14 protein-coding genes and 1 pseudogene are annotated in these 13,708 nt (G+C 63.4%); 5 read left to right on the top strand and 10 right to left on the bottom strand.

From position 1 onward, the window contains the following. Nucleotides 1-59 precede the first annotated feature (59 nt). The 4 genes and pseudogenes from AC3WJU_RS07700 to AC3WJU_RS07685 all read right to left on the bottom strand — a co-directional run bounded on the left by AC3WJU_RS07700 (nucleotide 60) and on the right by AC3WJU_RS07685 (nucleotide 2,128). On the bottom strand, nucleotides 60-686 hold the full coding sequence (locus AC3WJU_RS07700) for an IS3 family transposase (RefSeq protein WP_492259566.1): 627 nt from the start codon (nucleotides 684-686) through the stop codon (nucleotides 60-62). A 44-nt stretch (nucleotides 687-730) separates the two neighbouring features. Further along, complete coding sequence (locus AC3WJU_RS07695; protein WP_492259571.1) at nucleotides 731-1,057, bottom strand: helix-turn-helix domain-containing protein; 327 nt, start codon at nucleotides 1,055-1,057, stop codon at nucleotides 731-733. Between the two features lie 27 nt (nucleotides 1,058-1,084). Next, nucleotides 1,085-1,219, bottom strand: a pseudogene (locus AC3WJU_RS07690) (helix-turn-helix domain-containing protein); the annotation flags it as partial. Nucleotides 1,220-1,336: 117 nt separating this feature from the next. Next, the gene (locus AC3WJU_RS07685; protein WP_059390001.1) at nucleotides 1,337-2,128 is read right to left on the bottom strand and encodes a GntR family transcriptional regulator; all 792 of its coding nucleotides are present in this window, start codon (nucleotides 2,126-2,128) and stop codon (nucleotides 1,337-1,339) included. A gap of 164 nt (nucleotides 2,129-2,292) precedes the next feature. Between AC3WJU_RS07685 and AC3WJU_RS07680 the strand changes: the two genes are divergently transcribed. Next, nucleotides 2,293-2,586, top strand: a complete 294-nt coding sequence (locus AC3WJU_RS07680; RefSeq protein ID WP_306959838.1) for an HPr family phosphocarrier protein — start codon at nucleotides 2,293-2,295, stop codon at nucleotides 2,584-2,586. A gap of 99 nt (nucleotides 2,587-2,685) precedes the next feature. On the opposite strand, the gene AC3WJU_RS07675 is transcribed toward AC3WJU_RS07680, so the two are convergent. From AC3WJU_RS07675 to AC3WJU_RS07655, 5 genes are all read right to left on the bottom strand, one after another. Beyond that, a complete protein-coding gene (locus tag AC3WJU_RS07675; protein WP_284989024.1) occupies nucleotides 2,686-3,087 on the bottom strand; it encodes a cytochrome c oxidase subunit 4 in 402 nt (133 codons plus the stop codon). Continuing rightward, nucleotides 3,084-4,802: an aa3-type cytochrome oxidase subunit I gene (ctaD, locus tag AC3WJU_RS07670; RefSeq protein ID WP_059390002.1), complete on the bottom strand. Its 1,719-nt coding sequence runs from the start codon at nucleotides 4,800-4,802 to the stop codon at nucleotides 3,084-3,086. The genes AC3WJU_RS07675 and ctaD overlap by 4 nt, the downstream gene beginning before the upstream one ends. A 10-nt stretch (nucleotides 4,803-4,812) precedes the next feature. Then, entirely contained in the window at nucleotides 4,813-5,685 is an 873-nt protein-coding gene (gene ctaC / locus AC3WJU_RS07665; protein ID WP_059390003.1) for an aa3-type cytochrome oxidase subunit II, read from the bottom strand. 182 nt (nucleotides 5,686-5,867) lie between these two features. Then, nucleotides 5,868-6,254 (bottom strand): HesB/IscA family protein, encoded by a 387-nt coding sequence (locus AC3WJU_RS07660; protein ID WP_059390004.1) that lies wholly within the window; start codon nucleotides 6,252-6,254, stop codon nucleotides 5,868-5,870. A 168-nt stretch (nucleotides 6,255-6,422) separates the two neighbouring features. Next, nucleotides 6,423-7,850, bottom strand: coding sequence for a dipeptidase (locus AC3WJU_RS07655; protein ID WP_492259565.1), 1,428 nt, complete (start codon nucleotides 7,848-7,850; stop codon nucleotides 6,423-6,425). 121 nt (nucleotides 7,851-7,971) lie between these two features. Between AC3WJU_RS07655 and AC3WJU_RS07650 the strand changes: the two genes are divergently transcribed. Continuing rightward, entirely contained in the window at nucleotides 7,972-8,565 is a 594-nt protein-coding gene (locus tag AC3WJU_RS07650) for a DUF3043 domain-containing protein (RefSeq protein WP_492259564.1), read from the top strand. A gap of 143 nt (nucleotides 8,566-8,708) precedes the next feature. Here AC3WJU_RS07650 and AC3WJU_RS07645 read toward each other — a convergent pair whose 3' ends face one another. After that, nucleotides 8,709-9,776 (bottom strand): quinone-dependent dihydroorotate dehydrogenase, encoded by a 1,068-nt coding sequence (locus AC3WJU_RS07645; RefSeq protein WP_441438139.1) that lies wholly within the window; start codon nucleotides 9,774-9,776, stop codon nucleotides 8,709-8,711. A 68-nt stretch (nucleotides 9,777-9,844) separates the two neighbouring features. On the opposite strand from AC3WJU_RS07645, the gene AC3WJU_RS07640 reads away from it, so the two are divergent. Genes AC3WJU_RS07640 through AC3WJU_RS07630 form a run of 3 tightly spaced genes read left to right on the top strand, consistent with a single transcriptional unit; the run spans nucleotide 9,845 to nucleotide 13,653 of the window. Beyond that, the gene (locus AC3WJU_RS07640) at nucleotides 9,845-11,527 is read left to right on the top strand and encodes an FAD-binding dehydrogenase (protein WP_492259563.1); all 1,683 of its coding nucleotides are present in this window, start codon (nucleotides 9,845-9,847) and stop codon (nucleotides 11,525-11,527) included. Nucleotides 11,528-11,536: 9 nt separating this feature from the next. Next, nucleotides 11,537-12,583, top strand: coding sequence for an alpha/beta hydrolase (locus AC3WJU_RS07635; protein ID WP_284989018.1), 1,047 nt, complete (start codon nucleotides 11,537-11,539; stop codon nucleotides 12,581-12,583). After that, on the top strand, nucleotides 12,580-13,653 hold the full coding sequence (locus AC3WJU_RS07630) for an alpha/beta hydrolase (protein ID WP_307053460.1): 1,074 nt from the start codon (nucleotides 12,580-12,582) through the stop codon (nucleotides 13,651-13,653). Before AC3WJU_RS07635 ends, AC3WJU_RS07630 begins: the two co-directional genes overlap by 4 nt. Nucleotides 13,654-13,708 lie beyond the last annotated feature (55 nt).

Genomic DNA, 13,708 nt, shown 5'->3' with positions numbered 1-13,708 from the left:
CCAGCTCACAAGGAAAGTCCCATGGCATGGCGTGTCGCCGACCTGCAGAAACGACCGCATTAGCCGGTTAAGAGGGAGTTGCCCTTGCGGGACATTGACTGGACGGCGCCAGCGCCCTGAAGGAGATCGCGCCAGGAACGGTGCTGGTACTGAAAGCCTTGATCCGAATGCACCAGCGGCTGCTCGCCAGGATTCAGGCACGTCAGGGCCTGCCGTAGAGAGGCGTTGGTGAGGGTCAGGTTTGGGGATGTGCCGACCGTGTAGGAAATGATCTGACGGTCGAACAGGTCCATGACCGGTGAGAGGTAGAGTTTCCGTTCATTGACGCTGAATTCGGTCACGTCGGTCACCCATTTCTGGTTCGGGGCCGCGGCGTGGAACTCCCGGTTCAGTAGATTGGGCGCCACGACACCCTCGTTGCCCTGGTAGGAGTTGTAGCGTTTCTTCCGCCGGACCTTGCAGGCCAGTCCCAGGACACGCATGAGCTTCAGTACCGTCTTCTTCGCGACGTTCCAGCCCCGTTTGAGCAGTTCGGAGTGGATGCGCCGGTGCCCGTACCGTGCGTGATTGGCCGTGAAGATCTTTGTGATCCCGGCTTTGAGGTCCGCTTGCGGGTCAGGCGCTTGGAAACGTGCTTGGTGGTAGAAGAACGTCGAGCGGGCCAACCCGGCAATGTCCAGAAGCACATCGAGGCGGTGTTCGGCCTTGAGAGCGATGACGGCGCGGACCTTCAGCGCCGTTCCTCGTCCCTCAAGGCCTGCACTTTTCCCAGGAACGCCACCTCGGCCCGCAGCCGCTCGTTCTCACGGCGCAGCCGCTCCAGTTCCGACTCGGGTTTCGTTGCCACCCCTGGGGTCGTCCTCGGACGGCCTTTTGGTTTGGGACGCAGTCCTTCTTCGCCTTCGTTCCGGTACTGCCGTGCCCACTTCTCGATCAGCAGCGGAGAGGACAGCCCCAGCTCTTTCGCAAGGGCGCCTTTGGTCTCACCTGCGCGGAACCGCTGCACGGCATCAAGTTTGAACTCAAACGAGAACACCGGTCGGGTTGGCTTAGCCACCAGGGTCGTACCTCCGCGTATCCGCCACCGACCGTACAGCCGCTTGATGGCATTCCTACCAATTCCGAGTCGGGTCGCTACCGCCCGATCACCCCAGCCCTTTTCAAACAACGCTACCGCGGCCTCGCGCTGCTCCTCGGACAACGAACTTCTTCCATGCATAAAACTGCTCCCCGAAAGTCAGAACTGATTTCTCAGTCCAACTTCCGGGGAGCAGTTCAATGTGGACGGGGCCTTCTTTCGTTTGCGGGCTCAAGCGGCCGGTTCCCGGGCTTTGAGCTAGTGGGTACGGTACCCCGTGGATTGGCTTCGGGTGGACCGGACGCCCGGCCGCTGCAACGGGACCCACAACTTGTACCGGTCGGCACGGTAGTAGGACACGGAGTAGTCCACCATGGCACGGGCAACGAAGGCGTGGCGCTGAATCTTGAGCAACGGAGTACCGACGTCTACGTTCAACAGCCGCGCCGTTGATGGGGAAGCTGCCGTCGCTTCGATCATGTCCTCTCCCCACTCCATCACCAACCCGTATTTCTCACTCAGAACGTTGTATAGCGAAGTGGGGGGCGCATCGTCCAGGAGGCCTGGCACGCGATGGGCCGGGATGAAGTTCTCATCCACGCTCATGGGTTCGTTGTCCGCGAGGAGGAGCCGGCGGAAGCGGACCAACGGCGTACCTTCCTCCAGCTGGAGTTCCCTCGCCAGGAAGGCACTGGCTGCGATCTGTTCAAAGCTCAGGACCTTCGCTGCCGGAACCATGCCGCGGCGTTGCATTTCCTCGCTGTAGGACGTGAGCTTCACCTGGAGGTCCAGCTTCGGTTTGCGGACGAAGGTTCCCAACCCAACCACGCGTTCAATGACTTCCTCGCCGACCAGGGCGTCGATGGCCTGCCGCACCGTCATGCGGGCAAGTCCGAACCGTTCGGAAAGGTCCCGCTCCGAAGGCAACGCCGCACCGGGTTTGCACGACGCGGAGATATAGCTGCGCAGGATCTCGCGCAACTGAACGTAGATGGGAGTGCCGCTCTTGCGGTCGATCTCCCCCGCGATGCGGGATGCCTCAGCGGGCACAGCGGTCTCCGGCCACGAAATCTGTCATGAAATAAGCGTAGGCCAATCCACCGGCAGGTCTAGACCAGCTCGGCACTGTAAACGCTGGCGCCGTGTGGCGGCGCTACGCTTGTAGGGATCAAAATCGCAGTCGGCATCTGGCCGTCCGAGTCAAAGGAGCCGGTTTGCCCGAGCACAAAGCCATCGTCGCCGCAGAGATCGGCCTCCATGCACGGGCTGCCGCCGTGTTCGTGCGGGCTGTGACGGCCACGGGCCTTCCGGTGACGATCCGTAAGCCCGGGCAGCAAGCGGTGGATGCCCGGTCTTTGCTCGAGGTCATGACCGAGGATTTCGGCCATGGGTGCGAAGTGGTTCTGTCCGTCTCCCGAGAAGCGCTGCAAGCCGGCCGCACGCTCAATGAGGTCAACGATGCCTTGGCCGCTCTTTCGGCCGTCCTGGAGGCCGTAGAAGGGCAATGAGCGGGCCAGTGCGCTACGACGCACCGGCATGCAACATCCAGATACAACGACGGCGGGCCCCACCAAATGGTGGGGCCCGCCGTCGTTGTTCAAGTGCTTCTAGTGCGCGTGGTCTCCACGGCTGTATTCGAAGACCCAACCGACCAAGGCCACGAGGGCCAGGCCAGCGGCGACAAACGTGATCCAGAAACCTACGGCAAGGCCAAGGAAGCCACCGGCACAGGCCAGGCCGAGGACCAACGGCCACCAACTCCAGGGGCTGAAGTGTCCCTGCTCGCCGGCGCCCTCGTGGATCTCAGCGTCCGGACGGTCTTCCGGGCGCATGCCCACTCGCTTGCCCGTGAAACCGAGGTAGCCGCCGATCATGCCTGCGAGGCCACCGACCAGGAGAATGCCGAGGGTTCCGACCCACTCGGACCAGTGGGTCAGGAAGCCGTAGGCCACCGCGACAGGGACGAAGAAGAAGGTCCCGGCTCCGAAGATCCATGATTCGATTTTCACTTGGCGTCCTTCTGATCAGCGTTGCCGAGTACCTTTGCTGCCGGCTCGGGGCTCTGTGCAGTGTGGTGCTGGGCGAGTTCCGGATGGTGGAGGTCCAAAGCAGGACGTTCGGAACGAATACGGGGCAACGAGGTGAAGTTGTGCCGCGGCGGCGGGCAGGATGTGGCCCACTCGAGCGAAGCGCCGAAGCCCCAGGGATCGTCCACTTCTACCTTCTTGTTGCTGCGCCACGTGATGTAGACGTTCCAGAAGAACGGCAGGAGCGAGGCGCCAAGCACGAAGGACGAAATGGTGGAGAACTGGTTCATCCAGGTGAAGCCGTCCTGCGGCATGTAGTCCGCGTAGCGGCGGGGCATGCCCTCGACGCCGAGCCAATGCTGGATCAGGAACGTGCCGTGGAAGCCCAGGAAGAGGAGCCAGAAGTGGATCTTGCCGAGGCGTTCGTTGAGCATCTTGCCGGTCCACTTGGGCCACCAGAAGTAGAAGCCTGCGAACATGGCGAACACGACGGTTCCGAAGACGACGTAGTGGAAGTGCGCTACGACGAAGTAGGAGTCCGAGACGTGGAAGTCAAGCGGCGGGGAGGCCAGGATGATGCCGGTCAGGCCACCGAAGAGGAAGGTGACCAGGAAGCCGATGCTCCAGAGCATGGGGGTCTCGAAGGTGATCGAGCCTTGCCACAGTGTTCCGATCCAGTTGAAGAACTTCACGCCGGTGGGTACCGCGATCAGCATCGTCATGAAGGAGAAGAACGGCAGCAGCACCGATCCGGTGACGTACATGTGGTGGGCCCAAACGGTAACCGACAGGGCGGCAATGGCGATGGTCGCGTAGACCAGGCCCTTGTAACCGAAGATCGGTTTGCGGCTGAACACCGGGAAGATCTCGGACACGATGCCGAAGAACGGCAGCGCAATGATGTAAACCTCCGGGTGGCCGAAGAACCAGAACAGGTGCTGCCACAAGACAGCTCCGCCGTTCTCCGGGTCGAAGATGTGGGCGCCGAAGCGGCGGTCGGCACCGAGCGCGAAGAGCGCGGCGGCGAGCGGCGGGAAGGCCATGAGAACCAGGATTGCCGTCACAAGGGTGTTCCAGGTGAAGATCGGCATGCGCCACATCGTCATGCCGGGAGCGCGCATGCAGATGATGGTGGTAATGAAGTTCACGGCACCCAGGATGGTTCCGAAACCGGACAATGCCAGGCCGAAGACCCAAAGGTCTCCGCCCACGCCCGGGGTGAACGTCGTGTCCGACAAAGGCGCGTAGGCGAACCAGCCGAACGAGGCGGCACCTTGCGGGGTGATGAAGCCGGACACCGCGATGGTGGAGCCGAACAGGAAGAACCAGAAAGCCAGCGCGTTCAGTCGCGGGAAGGCGACATCGGGGGCGCCGATCTGAAGCGGCATGATGACGTTTGCGAAGCCTGCGAACAGCGGCGTCGCAAACATCAGCAGCATCACGGTGCCGTGCATCGTGAAGAGCTGGTTGTACTGTTCCTTGGTCTGCAGGATCTGCATGCCGGGCTCGAAGAGCTCGGCACGGATCAGCAGCGCCATGACGCCACCCAGGCAGAAGAACACAAAGGACGCGATCAGGTACATGTACCCGATGGTCTTGTGGTCAGTGGAGGTGATCCAGTTGACGACGATGCGTCCCTTGGACTTCGGTACTACCGGAGCGTCAAGGACTCCGGCGGATTGAGTGTAAGTAGCCACGTCGCTTCCCTTAATTCTTTGCGTTCAGGTTCGGGTTGCGGTCGTACTTCGAATCGAGAAGACCGGTGTTGCCGCTCTGGCGAAGCTGGTCCATGTGAGCCTGGAACTCAGCCTCGGAAACGACCTTCACGCGGAACAGCATCTCTGAGTGGTATTCACCGCAAAGTTCGGCGCACTTGCCGTCATAGGTGCCCTCCTTGGTGGGGGTCAACCTGATGTAGTTGGTCTTGCCCGGGATCATGTCGCGCTTCTGAAGGAAGGCGGGTACCCAGAAAGAGTGAATGACGTCGCGGGAGTTCAATTCAAGGTCAACGGACTTGTTGACCGGCAGGTACAAGGTGGGGAGCTTGTCCTTGTCCACGTTGTTGCCCGTGAGGTGCGCCTGGACGCCGGCCTCGTGAAGGTCTTCGGTGATGACCGGGCCCTTCACGTAGTTGAAGTCCCAAGCCCACTGCTTGCCGCGCACGTCAATCGTGACGTCGGCCGCCTGGGAGCGGTCATCGATTGCACGCTGGTCCTGGTCGGTGAAGTAGAAGAACACCAGCACCATGAACAGCGGAATGGTCAAATAAAAGACCTCCAGAGGGAGGTTGTAGCTAAGCTGCTTCGGGAAACCCGTGGTGCCCTTGCGGCGGCGGTAGGCGATGATGCACCAGACCAGCAGGCCCCAAGTAATAATGCCGACGGCGAGGGCGGCGATCCATGAGTTGACCCAGAGGTCCATGATCCGATCGGTGTTGCTGGTGGTTCCACGTTCCGTGGGCAACCAGCCTTTTTCTACCTCTGGTGAACATCCGGTCAAAACCAACGCGCCGGCTAGTGCCAAGCCAGTGATCGAGGTGATCTTTATGCGTCGGCTGCCGGTTCGGTTCTGCGAACTCACAGACGGCCCTTCCTCTTGTTGCTGCAGCCCGGCCGGCCGGAAGCCCACCGGGCACACTAAAGTTTTACTACCCGATGTAGAGCTTACCGCTACCGAGCGGTTTTCGCCGACATGCTGGCCCAGTGCGTCGGACCGGGTTCAACCCGTTCCTGAACTGGGCCAACAGCCTGCGAATGCCCGGGTTAGTGGAACGAATCGCCGCAGGCGCAAGACCCGCCGGCGTTGGGGTTGTCGATGGTGAAGCCCTGCTTCGAGATCGTGTCCTCGAAGTCGATGCTGGCACCGCTCAAGTAAGGCACGCTCATCTTGTCGACAACCACTTCGACGCCGTCGTAATCGCGGACGGCATCGCCGTCGAGCAGGCGCTCGTCGAAGTAGAGCTGGTAGATCAGGCCCGAGCAGCCGCCCGGCTGAACAGCGACGCGGAGCCGCAAGTCCGTGCGGCCTTCTTGTTCGAGAAGGCTCCGGACTTTACCCGCGGCGACATCGGTCAACTTGACCTCGTGCTCAGGAAGCTCGCCGCCCGCGAGCTGCGCTCCGGTGCTGTTTTCGTTGGTTGCAGTGCTCATTGGCCTACCTTCTTATGAAGCTCTTGGCGGCTGCGCCTTCGCGCGGCCTGCCCTTACCCAAATACGTGCGGGCTATAGCTACATGCTACGTCGAGCCGACGCATAGCTATAACTCCTAACGTAACCGGCCGGACCCTTACGTTGTTCCCGGTCGATGCAGGCGCGGGCTCAGAGGCCTTCCGTGTTCAACCGGGCGAGCATCAGCGCCTCAGCGAGCACAGCGTTGCGGAAATCGCCGATGTGGAGCGATTCGTTGGCGCTGTGGGCCCGTGAGTCGGGGTCCTCGACACCAGTCACCAGGATCTGGACATCCGGATAGGTTTCCGTCAGATCCGCGATGAACGGTATGGATCCACCAATCCCCATTTCAACGGCGGGCACGCCCCATGCTTCACCGAGTGCCCACATAGCGATCCGGGCTGCAGCTGACGTTGTATCGGTGGAGAAGGCGTTGCCCCGCTCCCCCGGCACAAACGTCACCTTCGCACCGAAGGGCGCGTTCGCCTCCAGGTGCCTGCCGACTGCGTCCATGGCGGCATCGGGATCCTGCCCAGGAGCCAGGCGCAGGCTGAACTTTGCCCGCGCGGCGGGGAGCAGCGTGTTGGATGCGACATCGACGGCGGGTGCGTCGATGCCGATGATGGACAACGCGGGCTTGGTCCAGAGCCTCGAAGCGATGCTCCCGTTGCCTGCGAGCCGTACGCCGTCGAGCACTGAGGCGTCAGCGCGGTACTGTTCCTCGTCCACGTCCTCTAGGACGTCATCCTTGGCAACCAGGCCCTCGATGGCCACGTTGCCCTCGTCGTCGTGCAGGGTCGCGATGAGTCGGGACAGAAGGGTCGGCGCATCCAGTACGGGACCACCGAACATGCCGGAGTGCACGGCGTGATCCAGCACCCGCACTTCGAAGGTGCCGTCCACCAAGCCGCGGAGACTCGTTGTCAGCGCGGGTACACCGACTTTCCAGTTGCTTGAATCCGCCACAACAATGACGTTCGCCTCGAGGAGCTCGCGGTGGGTTTCGAGGAAAGTGCGGAACGTCGGCGAGCCCGCTTCTTCTTCGCCCTCGAAGAACAAGGTGACCCCAAGGCCGAAATCGTCTCCCAGCACCTGGGTTACGGCGGCGTAAGACGCCAGGTGGGCCATGATTCCCGCTTTGTCGTCGGCTGCGCCACGGCCATAAAGGCGGCCATCGCGTTCCTCTGCGACGAAGGGCTCGCTGTCCCACAAGGTCACATCGCCCGGCGGCTGCACGTCGTGGTGCGCGTAAAGCAGGATTGTTGCTTTGCCCGGCGCGGCGACGCGGCGCGCAACTATGGCAGGTCCACCGGGATTCCCGTCGGCCTTGTCGCAGCGCAGGATCTGGACGTCCTGGAAGCCCGACTCGCGGACCAACGCAGCAACAGCCTCGGCACTCCGCTCCAGCTCCGCCGGGTCAAAGCTGGGCCAGGCGATCCCAGGGATAGCGACCAGGGCTTTCAAACGGGTCATGGTCTCGTCGAAGGAAGCATCGATCGAGGACTTGAGCGCATCAACATTGATTGTGCCGGAGCCGCTGGAAAAGGTCTGCGGGATCTCCGCATTCATTGAAGTCATGGCGAAAAGACTACCTCCGCGAGTGGTGCCGGGGAACCGGACCGGGCGGCGTGGCGGGCCCATTCGGGGGGCGGCACGTCACGGCGACTTTGGCGCGGTTCCTGCGGGGTATTCTGTAGTGGTGTTTGGACGTAAAAAGGATGAGCCGAGCGCTCAAGACCAAGTAGACCAGCTTGCCGCCGACGCTGCCGTGAAAGGCGTTGGCAAGGGCGCTCCCACGCCCAAGCGCAAGGAACAGGAAGCGGCCCGTAAGCGCCCCCTCGTCCCGACGGACCGCAAGGCTTCGAAGGAAGCCGAGCGCATTGCCGTGCAGGATCAGCGCCAGAAAATGCGCCAGGCCCTGGACACCGGGGACGAAAAGTACCTGCCGCTGCGGGACAAGGGACCCCAGAAGCGTTTTGCGCGCGACTATGTCGACGCCCGTTTCAGCCTGGGTGAGTACCTGATGTTCGGTGCCCTGCTTTTCGTGGTCATCTCCTTCATCATTCCTTCAGGAAGCGACGCCCTGAGCTATATCCTGATCGGCTTCTGGGTCATGTTCCTCGCGGTGTTCGCGGATGTGTTCATCCTTTCCCGCAAGTTGCGCAAGGGCTTGACGCAGAAGTTCGGCGACATCGAGCGGGGCACCGTCTGGTACGGCAGCATGCGTTCCCTGCAATTCCGTCGCTTGCGCCTGCCGAAGCCGCAGGTACAGCGAGGCCAGTACCCCGCTTAAGGCCCCCGATCCCCGAGGACAAGCGTCCGACGAAGCAGAAGGACCCTGGAACAGTTGTTCCAGGGTCCTTCTGCTTGACCGCACTTGGCTGTTCAGGAATGGTCCAGGTGTCTGGTTATCGGTTCCCTGCCTGGCGGCGACGCTTAACTGCGCCGTTTGGCCAAGGCCCTGTTGATGCCGGCGGCCCAGAATGGACCTTCGTAAAGGAATGCCGTGTAACCCTGCACGAGAGTTGCTCCGGCGTCGAGCCGCTCCTGGACGTCGGCCGCGGACTGCACTCCGCCGACCGCGATGAGCACAAGGCCCTCCCCCACCGCGGCCTTCAGCCGGCGCAGAACCTCAAGCGAACGCGCCTTGAGCGGCGCACCGGAGAGTCCGCCGGCACCGCACGCATCCACTTTGCCCGGGTCGGTTACCAGGCCTTCCCGGCCGATGGTGGTGTTTGTGGCAATGATCCCGTCAAGCTTGAGGTCCAAGGCGAGGCGGGCGACGTCGTCAATGTCTTCGTCACTCAGGTCCGGTGCGATCTTGACGAGTAGCGGCACGTGGCGGCCGGCCGATTCGTCTGCGGCGTCGCCGACGGCGCGAAGGAGCGGGCGAAGCGTTTCGACGTTCTGGAGCAGGCGCAGTCCCGGAGTGTTGGGCGAGCTGACATTGACTACGAGGTAGTCGGCGGCGGGTGCCAGGCTGCGGGCACTGACCAGATAGTCCTCGACTGCGTCGTCGAGCTCGACAACCTTGGTCTTGCCGATATTGACTCCGATCACGGGACGAACCCCTGAATGGGTCCGCTGCAATGCCGCCCGAGCGGCCTTGAGCCGCGGGGCCACGGCCGCCGCGCCGTCGTTGTTGAAGCCCATGCGGTTGATGACGGCCTTGTCCTCGATCAAACGGAAAAGCCGTGGCTTCTCATTGCCGGGCTGCGCCTGGCCGGTGATTGTTCCCACTTCGACGTGGCCGAACCCCAGTTCAGCGAGGGCCTCGATTCCGTGGCCTTCTTTGTCGAAGCCGGCCGCAAGGCCAAAGGGCGACGGGAACGTCAGCCCGAAAGCCTCCGTGCGCAATGAGGGGTGCGGGGCCGTCATTTTGGCCAAAACGCGTCCTGCGCCTGAGCGGTGTGCGAAGCGGATCGCCTGGAAGCCGATCTTGTGGGCTCTTTCGGCATCCATCCAGGAGAAGGCCAGCTTGAAGAATGTGGGGTAAACGCGCATGCTCCTAGTTTTCCGGTTTACGGGTCGCGCACCAAACCAAGCGGGTTACCGGGCGGTAGCATGTACGAATGCCGAGCAATCCACGTGATGGAGTTCACTCCCAGGCAATCATCGAAGCCGATGTCATCGTTATTGGCGCAGGATTGTCGGGACTGGTCGCCGCTGCCCAAGCCTACGCCGACGGCAAACGGGTTGCCGTCCTGGACCAGGAACCGTCCGCGTCCGTCGGCGGCCAGGCTCACTGGTCCTTCGGTGGCTTGTTCCTGGTCAACTCTCCCGAGCAGCGGAGGCTGGGCGTCAAGGACAGTGCCGAACTCGCCTTGGGCGACTGGCTGGCGTCCGCGGCCTTTGACCGGCCGGAGGACTCGTGGGCCAGGTTGTGGGCGGAGGCCTACGTGGATTTTGCCGCCGGCGAGAAACGCCGCTGGCTGAGATCGCTCGGCGTGCGGCTCTTTCCGTTGGTGCAGTGGGCTGAGCGCGGCGGCTACGGTCCCCAAGGCCACGGCAACACGGTCCCGCGGTTCCACGTCACCTGGGGCACGGGACCCGGCGTCGTGCAGCCTTTCCTGGCAAAAGTGAACGAAGGCGTGGCCCGCGGAAGGATATCCCTCCACTTCCGGCATCGCGCCACGGAAATGACGACGACGGCGGGCGGCGTCACCGGGGTCGGCGGCGAGATCCTTGGGGCGTCCGGCGCCGGACGCGGCGAAGCATCGTCCCGGACCGTCGTCGGGCGCTTTGAGGCGACCGCCGGAGCCATCATCGTGACGACCGGCGGCATCGGCGGGAACCACACTTTAGTGCGGAGGCAATGGCCCGACGGCGGTGCGCCGGAACATATGCTGAGCGGTGTACCCGCCTCCGTTGACGGCGCGTTTCTGGCCGCCGCCGCAGCCGCAGGCGGCAGGCTCATCAATGGCGACCGCATGTGGCACTACCCCGAAGGTATCCACAACCACTCCCCAGTGTGGCCTTCGCACGGTATCCGCATACTCCCCGGTCCGTCGGCGCTGTGGATTGACGCGACGGGCCGGCAGTTGCCCGCCCCGCTGTTTCCAGGCTTCGATTCACTGGGCGCCCTCCGGCACATCCTTGCGGGCGGACACGGACATTCATGGTTCGTGTGCAACCGCACCATCGCGCTGAAGGAGTTCGCCCTGTCAGGCTCCGAACAGAACCCGGACCTGACTGACAAGGACATCAGGCTCCTTGTTTCCAGGCTCAACCCAGGCAGCGATTCACCATTGCGCCTCTTCCTGGACCGTGGCGTGGACTTCCTGCACGCCGCGACGGCCACCGAGCTCGCCGCGAAAATGAACGCGCTCACGGGTTCAGCGCTGATAGATCCCGCCCAGCTCGATTCAGTCATCCACGATCGGGACGTGCAAGTGGCAAGCGGACTGGGCAAGGACCCGCAGCTCGCTGCGATCCGCGCGGCGCGGCGTTTCGCCACCGACAAGATCATGCGAGTGGCGCCTCCGCACCGGCTCACCGACCCGGAGCACGGCCCGCTCCTGGCTGTCCGGCTCTCCGTCCTGACCCGTAAGAGCCTCGGCGGACTTCAAACGGACCTCCGTTCGCGCGTGCTTGACGATTCCGGAGTTCCTGTCCCCGGCATGTATGCGGCGGGTGAGGGCGCCGGTTTCGGCGGAGGAGGAATCCATGGCTACCGGGCATTGGAAGGGACGTTCCTTGGCGGCTGCCTGTTCTCCGGACGTGCAGCCGGGCGCGATGCCGCGGCGAGTGTCTAAGCTGTTCCCATGGAGTGGCAGACCGATATCCTCGGTGCGGACTTCGAGAGTTGCGCCTTCGAGGCGGCCGGACCTGATGGCGTCGTCCGGCGCGCAACGCTGGTCCGGCATGTCCCGCGCCAGGGCGCGGACAGCCCGGGTGGCTTTCCCCCGTCCGCCAACCGTTCGGTCCTGTTCCTGCACGGATGGAGCGACTACTTTTTCAACGTCGCCTTGGCGGAGTTCTGGACGGGACAAGGCTTCCATTTCTACGCGTTGGACATGCACAACCATGGCCGCAGCCTGCAAGCGGACAGGCCTGGCGGTTACGTTGAGCACCTGAACGATTACGACGCCGAAATCAGCAAAGCCATCGATATGATCCGCTCTTCGGATGGGCATGGGCAGGAGCCCGGCTCGTTGACCCTGATGGGGCATTCCACCGGAGGCCTCGTGGCCGCTTTGTGGGTCAGCAGCCACCCCGGCTCCGTCCAGTACCTCGTCCTCAATAGCCCGTGGCTTGAAATGCACGGAAGTTCCGTGGTTCGCCGCGCCGCCCAGACCATGGTGAAGCCGCTGGCACGCTTCCGGCCCACGACCATCCTGCGCTTGCCCGAACGCGGCTTCTATTACCGCAGCATCAGCAGCTCGGCCGAAGGCGAGTGGCTCCTCGACGATAAATACCGCCCGCCTTTGGCTTTCCCCATGCGCGCCGGTTGGCTCAGCGCGGTCCTCAGCGGCCACACGAGGGTAGCCCGGGGGCTGAGAATAGACATCCCGATCCTGGTCTTGATTTCCGGAGCGAGCGCCAACGGCATGGTCTGGCAGGAGTCCATGCGGCATTCGGACGCCGTGCTGGACGTCAACACCATGGCCGTCCGAGCCATGACCCTTGGCCGGACCGTCACCCTGGAACGGGTGGACGGCGGCCTCCATGATGTCTTCCTGTCGGCCGGCCCGGTGCGCGCCGATGCCTACGACAGGCTAGCGCGTTGGATTCACGGGTACATCACCAACGAGCCGCGGACGGAACCTCCGGCAGGCTACGAACTTGGACAAGCGGGGGAAACGCCATGACCACTGAACTGGGGGTGCCGGTCTGGCAACATGACTTCCTGGGCGGTGGTTTCGAGGCCTTGGAGCTGGAACTTCCACCGGACGAGGAGGGTCCGGTCTGCGCCACCCTCGTCCGGCACGTCCGCCCGCTCGCCACGCAGACGGCGCCGCACGGACTCTTGGATGCCTTGACGGCATTCACTCGACGACGGCGCCGGCGCGACGTGCCCGTCACCCACGGGCCGCCGAGGGTGGTGCTGTACCTCCACGGCTGGGCAGACTACTTCATGCAGACAGAACTGGCCGAGTTCCTCGGCGCCTCGGGTTTCCATTTCTATGCCCTTGACCTGCGCAAGTTCGGGCGGAGCCTGCGGCCGGGCCAGACTCCCGGCTACACCACCGATCTCTCGGTCTATGACGAAGACCTTGACGCCGCCCTTCGTGCCATCCAGCAGGATGTTGCCGAACTGACGGGTAGCGCGGAGGTACCCACCGTCCACCTCCTGGCCCACTCTCTGGGCGGACTGATCGCGGCGCTGTGGGCTGACCGGAATCCTGGCCGTATTGCCACCCTGACGTTGAATTCGCCGTGGCTGGAACTCCAGGGCAGCAGCCTGATCCGCAGCATGGCGATGCGTCTGGTGGAACCGTTTGCGCGTACCGATCCCAAACGGCCCTTCCGTTTCCCTGAGATGCCGGCCTACTGGGAAAGCGTCAGCAATCTGGCCCACGGCGAATGGACCCTGGATCCGGAATGGAGGCCCCGGGCTTCGTTCCCGATCCGTGCAGGGTGGACAAAGGCAGTCCTGGCCGGGCACGCCGCCGTCGAACGCAAACTCAATATCGACGCTCCGGTGCTCGTGCTGCTTTCCGGCCGGACTCGGATCCAGGCCGAGTGGACCGCGGAGCTCATGCGCGTCGACGCCGTGATCGACGTCGAGCAGACTGCCCGCCGGGCGCTGGGCCTCGGGCGCCGGACGGCGGTTTTCCGCTATCCAGGTGCCCTTCACGATGTTTTCCTGTCACGGCGTACCGTCCGGCAGCAGGCCTACCGGGACGTGGCCATCTGGTTGGCATCCTATCCGGACTGAGCGGTTTCACGGCGCGCTCGTGTTAACACGGTGCGCTCGCGCTAAGTCGGTGCCG

The organism is Arthrobacter sp. FW306-1B-F12A, from assembly GCF_058781865.1.
This window is presented reverse-complemented; position numbering and strand designations above follow the sequence as displayed.

Excerpts from the sequence above, each read along its gene's own strand:
- AC3WJU_RS07640 (WP_492259563.1), top strand. The coding sequence starts at position 9,845 with ATGCCGAGCAATCCACGTGATGGAGTTCACTCCCAGGCAATCATCGAA.
- AC3WJU_RS07660 (WP_059390004.1), bottom strand. The coding sequence starts at position 6,254 with ATGAGCACTGCAACCAACGAAAACAGCACCGGAGCGCAGCTCGCGGGC.
- AC3WJU_RS07630 (WP_307053460.1), top strand. The coding sequence starts at position 12,580 with ATGACCACTGAACTGGGGGTGCCGGTCTGGCAACATGACTTCCTGGGC.
- AC3WJU_RS07635 (WP_284989018.1), top strand. The coding sequence starts at position 11,537 with ATGGAGTGGCAGACCGATATCCTCGGTGCGGACTTCGAGAGTTGCGCC.
- AC3WJU_RS07645 (WP_441438139.1), bottom strand. The coding sequence starts at position 9,776 with ATGCGCGTTTACCCCACATTCTTCAAGCTGGCCTTCTCCTGGATGGAT.
- AC3WJU_RS07655 (WP_492259565.1), bottom strand. The coding sequence starts at position 7,850 with ATGACTTCAATGAATGCGGAGATCCCGCAGACCTTTTCCAGCGGCTCC.